The organism is bacterium (assembly GCA_040754625.1).
Lineage (GTDB): Bacteria > JACRDZ01 > JAQUKH01 > JAQUKH01 > JAQUKH01 > JAQUKH01.
Window position 1 is genome coordinate 36,765 of record JBFMCF010000113.1, and the last position, 6,411, is coordinate 43,175.

The 6,411-nt window shown below is 34.3% G+C and carries 7 protein-coding genes; 6 read left to right on the plus strand and 1 reads right to left on the minus strand.

The features are described 5' to 3' along the window. Window positions 1-7: 7 nt before the first annotated feature. Window positions 8-442: a response regulator gene (locus AB1498_11055; GenBank protein MEW6088826.1), complete on the plus strand. Its 435-nt coding sequence runs from the start codon at window positions 8-10 to the stop codon at window positions 440-442. Window positions 443-513: 71 nt separating this feature from the next. Next, entirely contained in the window at window positions 514-1,485 is a 972-nt protein-coding gene (locus tag AB1498_11060; protein ID MEW6088827.1) for a diguanylate cyclase, read from the plus strand. Between the two features lie 21 nt (window positions 1,486-1,506). On the opposite strand, the gene AB1498_11065 is transcribed toward AB1498_11060, so the two are convergent. Continuing rightward, window positions 1,507-2,508, minus strand: coding sequence for a hypothetical protein (locus tag AB1498_11065; GenBank protein MEW6088828.1), 1,002 nt, complete (start codon window positions 2,506-2,508; stop codon window positions 1,507-1,509). A 66-nt stretch (window positions 2,509-2,574) separates the two neighbouring features. Between AB1498_11065 and AB1498_11070 the strand changes: the two genes are divergently transcribed. From AB1498_11070 to AB1498_11085, 4 genes are read left to right on the plus strand one after another with little or no spacing between them, the layout of a single operon-like run. Further along, on the plus strand, window positions 2,575-3,441 hold the full coding sequence (locus AB1498_11070) for a right-handed parallel beta-helix repeat-containing protein (GenBank protein MEW6088829.1): 867 nt from the start codon (window positions 2,575-2,577) through the stop codon (window positions 3,439-3,441). Continuing rightward, window positions 3,438-4,391, plus strand: a complete 954-nt coding sequence (locus tag AB1498_11075; GenBank protein ID MEW6088830.1) for a U32 family peptidase — start codon at window positions 3,438-3,440, stop codon at window positions 4,389-4,391. Before AB1498_11070 ends, AB1498_11075 begins: the two co-directional genes overlap by 4 nt. Next, window positions 4,388-5,191 carry a hypothetical protein gene (locus AB1498_11080; protein ID MEW6088831.1) on the plus strand — a complete coding sequence of 268 codons (804 nt, stop codon included), beginning with the start codon at window positions 4,388-4,390 and terminating at the stop codon, window positions 5,189-5,191. Before AB1498_11075 ends, AB1498_11080 begins: the two co-directional genes overlap by 4 nt. Further along, the gene (locus tag AB1498_11085; protein ID MEW6088832.1) at window positions 5,191-6,180 is read left to right on the plus strand and encodes a permease; all 990 of its coding nucleotides are present in this window, start codon (window positions 5,191-5,193) and stop codon (window positions 6,178-6,180) included. The genes AB1498_11080 and AB1498_11085 overlap by 1 nt, the downstream gene beginning before the upstream one ends. The last annotated feature ends 231 nt before the right edge of the window (window positions 6,181-6,411 follow it).

Below are 6,411 nucleotides of genomic sequence, written 5' to 3' on the forward strand. Positions count from 1 at the left end.
AATGTCAATGAATTTGATCGAAATTTTGCTTGTAGAGGATAATCCTGACCATATTACTTTGATTTTGCATGCCTTGAAGGATAATAAAGTGGTGAACAATATTCATGTGGCTGAGGATGGAGAATTGGCCATGGATTATCTTTATCACAGGGGTAAATTTAATGATACAAAAAAGTTCCCGGCGCCAAACCTGATTCTTTTGGATGTTAAACTGCCCAAGCTCGACGGATTTGAGGTCTTAAAAGCTGTAAAGGGCGACCCCGCATTAAAAAAGATACCGGTTGTTATGCTGACTACCTCGGATAAGGATGAAGAAATTATCCGAGGTTATAGCGAAGGAGCCAACAGCTACGTTACCAAACCCGTTGATTTTAATGAATTCCAGAAAAAAATAAAAAATCTTGATATGTATTGGGCGCTGGTGAGCGAATTACCTACTTGAGAGGACAGTGATGAAACAATAGTCATAATAATAAGGTAAATAGAATAGTAAAAAAAATTGGAGCTTGCCTAATGTCGGGAGAAAGAAAAGTAAAGGTTTTAGTTGTTGAAGATAATAATGACCACGCTTTTTTAGTTAAAAGAGCGTTAGAAAAAACACCTGAATTTTTTTTAGTTAAGGTAGTTGACAGCGTGGAGAAATGCCTTGAAGAGATTCAAAAAGGAGAATTTAATATTATAATAAGCGATTATAAATTGCCCGGTTTTACCGGACTGACATTATTGTCGCAATTAAAAAAGAAAAACATTGATCTGCCGTTAGTTATGCTTACAGGATCGGGGAATGAGGAGATAGCGGTAAAGGCAATGAAAGAAGGGGCTTATGACTATGTAATTAAAGAGCCGGATTATTTTAAGACTATACCGCTGGTTATAAGAAGGGCCTTGGACCGCTACAGGGATAAAAAAGAAAAAGAAAGATTGGAAGATGAGATTAAAAAGAAAATGCTGGAACTGGAGGATGTTAATAAAAAATTGGCCATTCTTTCGATAACAGACGGGCTTACAGAAATTTTTAATTACCGCTATTTGGGCGAGGTTTTGGAAAAAGAATGTGAAAGGACAAAACGTATTGAAGGCAATATTTCCTGCATAATTATAGATGTCGATTTTTTTAAAAATATTAATGATAAATTTGGGCACCAGGCCGGAGATTATATACTTCAGCAGCTTAGCAAGATATTTTATAAAAATCTCCGCCGGATTGATACTATAGGACGCTATGGGGGCGACGAGTTCATTTTAATTCTTCCTGAAACGACCGCGGAAGGAGCGGAAACCGTAAGTGAGAAATTAAGGAAATTGATTGAGAACAAGGTTTTTGTTTTTGAAGGAAACAGCATCAAGGTTACTATAAGTATCGGCATTGCTTCATTTAAGGGGGAGAAACTACTTACAAAAGAATTGGTTATAAAATTGGCAGATGATGCGCTATACAAGGCTAAAAACAACGGGCGCAACAGGATAGAAGTGGTGTCCGGTTAAGCATAAACATCTTCCAAGGCTCTAAATATTTTTAATGATTTTTAAAAGATAAACCAGCGACCGTTCTTCCGAGGATATGGATTTCTCACTTAAAATTTTAAATGCTTTTCTGATTTTGTTAGCTGGAAATTTTTTCATGAGTTTGAGTATCTCTTCCACGGTATCAGGGTCGTATTTTTTATAAATTATTGCTGCATATTTGACGGCCTTTTCGATATCTTTCTTATTATAATTCGTATTAACGTTTTTCCACTGCGTTTCTGTAATCTCCCAGGAATACAAAACCAGGACTTTATATTTGATTTTCGGCTTATTATTAAAGATATTTATTTCTTTTGAACTGAAAGCTTCCAGCAAATTGTATTGCAAAAGCTCTTCCAAACCTTCATTTATTTGGGACAAACTTAAATTATATTTCAAGGCAAGCATATCGGGGTCTATTTCCCAGTGGGTATCAAAAGGAATTAGTTTTATTTCCATAAGATTGATAAAATAAGTGAATAACCCTGTGAATGAAAGCCTTTTCTCCCATCCAAAAATCCAGAGGGTTTCGGGAATGACAAGATAATCAATATTAGGATATTTATACGGCAAATGGTCTTCTTTCAGGCTTAATAATTTTATTCCGGGGTTATCTTTAAAATGAGGGTCAAATTCAATAAGTTCATATTTTTTATAAAGAATATTCAGGATTTTTGTTATTTTATCGTAGGCTTTTTTGGATGTCATATCAGGACAAAGATATTCTTTGATATCTGCGTATTTTACTTTAACTTCACCATTGACGTCTCCTGTGAAATTTTTTAAAAGAAACAGATAGGCCAAAAAAACATCTTTATCATCGGAATACAACATTCTTTTTCCAAACGTTTTATTTGTAAGAAATTTTTCAGGGAGAAGGATGTCTTTTTTTATGGATTGTTCTGTTTGAATGAAAAGTTTTTTTTCATTTGAGAATTCTTCCGCTCTTAGGCACGTAAAAGATATAAGAAAAAGGGTTAAAAAAATTGAATATCTGTTCATGAATAAATTATACCTGAAATTTATTAAAATATACAAAGTTTTTGTGTTAAAATATATTCCGGAACCATGATAAAAATAAGTTTATTGATTATACTTCTACTTATCGGCTGCCAGAAGACAAATTTTAGGGAAACTGTTGTTAAAAATGGCAGATTTGAAAATATATCTATATCACAGGATATAGTTTGGGAAGGCAATATAAACATTGCCGGGGTTGTTACAGTCAAAAGACGGGCAGTTTTAACAATTCTCCCCGGGACAAAAATTTTGTTCAAAAAAGTAAACTTGGATAATGATGAAATAGGAGACAGCGAATTAAATATTGAGGGGAAAATTATCGCAGAAGGTACAAGGGAAGCTCCAATTGTGTTTACATCGTTTGAAAAAGACAAAAAACCGGCTGACTGGAAATTTGTATATCTTTCTTTTAATGATAAAAGCCGGCTTTCCTATTGTAAATTTGAATATGCTTTTACAGGCCTTCAGGTGCATTATTCGGAAGCGTATATTGACCATTGTTTTTTCGAAAATAATGTAGAAGGCATGCGGTATTCAACTGTGAAGCTTCTTCTGAAAAATAATATGTTTCGTAATAATATTTATGGGTTAAGATATGAAGAGAGGCGGTCAGAAGCTGAAATTTCGCATAATGATTTTTCACAGAATGATTTTGGGGTTTTTTGTGTTATGAGGTCGGACAATAACACCAGGTTTTATAACAATAACATCTGCAACAATAAAAAATATAATTTTATTATGGGCCAGGAGCAGGAAAAAAGTATAACTGTGAAATCAAATTATTGGGGGTCGGATAACGAATCTGAAATTCTCCTGGGGATATTTGACGGCCGGAAGGAGGAAACAATAGGGATAATTAATTTTTTACCTTATTTGCGGGAAAAAGTTGTTATAGACGGATGGGAAAGTTTATGAAAATACTTGCGCCAATTGATAATATCAATGAGTTAGAGGGATTAATTACGGAGGGAGCTGATGAGTTCTACGGCGGTTTTATACCCTATGCCTGGTTCAGGGAATATGGGGCCGCGGGTTCTCTCAACAGGAGAAATTTTCTGTCTGCACAGATAAAAAGTGAAAAAGAACTTTCAAAGATTGTTGAAATTATCCATTCTCATAAAAAGCGTTTTTATCTTGCTTTAAATCAAAAACTGTTTTTTTCCAGTCAATACCCGTTCATGAATAATTTTATAAAATATATTGCGGGTATACATGTTGACGGCATTATTACCGCCGACCTGGGATTTAACCTTTATCTTAAAAAAGAGGACTATAATATCCCTGTTATTCTTTCAACGCTTGCGCAGGTAATGAACAGCGGCTCTGCCGGATTTTATCGTGAATTGGGAATTAAAAGGATTGTTTTATCACGTGATTTAAGCTTGAAAGAAATTAAGAAAATAGTAAACGAAAATCCGTCTCTTGAATTTGAGGTTTTAATACTTATCGGAAAATGCTTTAATTTGGAAGGTTTTTGCACCTATGAACATTGTAATCCAAACCGTATCTGGCCCTGTAACCAGGAATATAAAATAACTTTTAATAAAGAAGTTAATTTTGAAAACGAGGTTGCAAGACAGATTAAAGCCTGGAGCCAGACCAGGCGGACAGATGCATGTGGATTATGCGCCTTAAATTATCTGAAGAAAATCAATATAAAAAGCTTAAAAATAGTCGGCCGGGGTGCAAGCTATGAACGAAAAATAAAAACGGTAAAATCTCTTAAATTTCTTTTGGATTATTTAAAAAATAAAAAAAATATTGAAAATGAAATGTTTTACGCTTTAGCCAAAAAAAAATATGAAAATATTTTCGGACATAGCTGCGTAAAAGCAAATTGCTATTTTCCGGAGCTGGCCATATGAAAATTTTAAATATATCAAAAATCGAAAAAGCTGTATATTGTAACGATGTTTCAATTCTTAAAAAAATTAAGAAAAAGAATAAGTTCTCCAGAATTTATTTCGGAGAGGAATTTTGCCCGTTTCGTCTTCCCACAAAAGAAGATTTAGAATCAGTGATTAAATATGCCAGGAAAAATAAATTGCAATTTACATTTGTAACCCCCTGGCTGACGGATGATGCCCTGGCAAGGGTCCGGGGTTTATTGGAAGTTGTTCCTTTTGGCTCCGAGGTCGTAATAAATGATTACGGGCTCCTTTTGGCGCTTAAAAGGGAAAAAAACAATTTTATTCCGGTCCTTGGCCGTTTATTAAACGGCCAAATCAGGGGATTACGGGCCAATTATGAAAGACGTTTAACCAAAAATATTTTAAAAAATTTCCAGAGCTGTCATCCGCAGATTGAAACTTTGGCTGATTTCTATAAAAATAACGGCATAAACAGGATAGAACTGGATAATTTGCCACAAGGGATTAAAACCGGGTTTGAAAATAAGCGTTTTTCCGGATCATTGTACTATCCTTACGGGTATATTACTGTAACAAGGTTCTGTCCTTATATTATTTTAAAAAACAGATTTAATCTTATTTTTTCGATAAAAAAATGCAATAAAACATGTCTTAAATCCATTTTTCCCATGGAAAATAAAGAGACTGACAGGAAAATTTTTGTAATAGGGAATTCTCATTTTTTTAAAAACAACAACATACCTAAAAATTTATCTGAATTAGGGATTGACAGGTTGGTAGAGGAATTATTTTAATGGAGAATATTTTTAGTGTTTTTTATGTAATTTTTGAGGAAATAAAAATAATGGGCCCATACTTTTTTTTTAGCGTAATTTTGGGGGCAGTGCTGAAAACATACAAAATTGACCGGAAGCTTTATAGTTTTCTCAACCAATCTCCTGTAATTTCTATCCTTATAGCGACAACAGCAGGTGTAGTTTCACCAATGTGTTCATGCGGCATACTTCCGGTATTTATAACCCTTCTGGATATAGGTGCTCCCTTGTCTGCGTCAATAAGCCTTTTAATTACGTCACCCGTCATGAGTCCTGATGCTTTTATTTTAACCTATGGGGGCCTGGGGTATAAGATGGCTTATATTAAACTATTCGGGGCAGTTTTTATTGGTATCCTGTCCGGTTTTGTTTTTTTGTATCTTGAAAAAAGAAAGTTCTTTTCGGAAAGCGTCCTGAAAAGCAATATTTATACAAATAAAAAAGGAGTGTGCCAGATAAAAAAGAGGTCAGAAATAGATAGTTTAAACGGTTTGAACTGTTTGAACCGTTTAAACGACAAAGAAAAACGGCTTCCGGTTGATACCCAATTGGCGGACAATAAACTCCTCTTTTTTTACAAAAGGGCAAGGGAACTTTTTATCTTTATTGGAAAATTTTCACTGTTAGCCGTAATCGTTGAAGCAATAATCGCAGTATACATACCTTATGAATGGGTAGAAGCGGTCTTGGGGAAAAAAGCCGGAATTTTATCGATTTTTAACGCGGTATTAATTGGTATCCCTCTTCCTGTTAACGGGATATCGGTGATAAATGTTTTAAAGGGATTAATGGAAAAAGGCATGTCAAACGGCGCGGCTGTTGCTTTTATGTTTGCGGGTCCTGTCACCGCAATACCCGCGATAACAGCCCTTGCCGGAATGGTAGAAAAGAGGATCGTCTGGATATTTCTGATTCTAGGCATACTTAGTTCGGCAATTTTAGGATTTTTCGGACAGTTCATTATTTAAGAAACTTAGCCGATAATAACAAGGTATATATATTTTAGGAGGTATAAATATTTTTGTTTCATATTTTTATTAGATTTTGATATAATCATTTTATGAATTTTAATAATAAGGAGATGATACGATAAATTAAAAGTCAAAAGTGTTAGGTGAAAACTCTGGATTATAGGTAAAATAAACCATAGTCTGGAGTAGATAGGTTATAGGTTGAATTTGATTCTGGGGCTTAATTGA

Excerpts from the sequence above, each read along its gene's own strand:
- AB1498_11055 (MEW6088826.1), top strand. The coding sequence starts at position 8 with ATGAATTTGATCGAAATTTTGCTTGTAGAGGATAATCCTGACCATATT.
- AB1498_11075 (MEW6088830.1), top strand. The coding sequence starts at position 3,438 with ATGAAAATACTTGCGCCAATTGATAATATCAATGAGTTAGAGGGATTA.
- AB1498_11060 (MEW6088827.1), top strand. The coding sequence starts at position 514 with ATGTCGGGAGAAAGAAAAGTAAAGGTTTTAGTTGTTGAAGATAATAAT.
- AB1498_11070 (MEW6088829.1), top strand. The coding sequence starts at position 2,575 with ATGATAAAAATAAGTTTATTGATTATACTTCTACTTATCGGCTGCCAG.
- AB1498_11065 (MEW6088828.1), bottom strand. The coding sequence starts at position 2,508 with ATGAACAGATATTCAATTTTTTTAACCCTTTTTCTTATATCTTTTACG.
- AB1498_11080 (MEW6088831.1), top strand. The coding sequence starts at position 4,388 with ATGAAAATTTTAAATATATCAAAAATCGAAAAAGCTGTATATTGTAAC.
- AB1498_11085 (MEW6088832.1), top strand. The coding sequence starts at position 5,191 with ATGGAGAATATTTTTAGTGTTTTTTATGTAATTTTTGAGGAAATAAAA.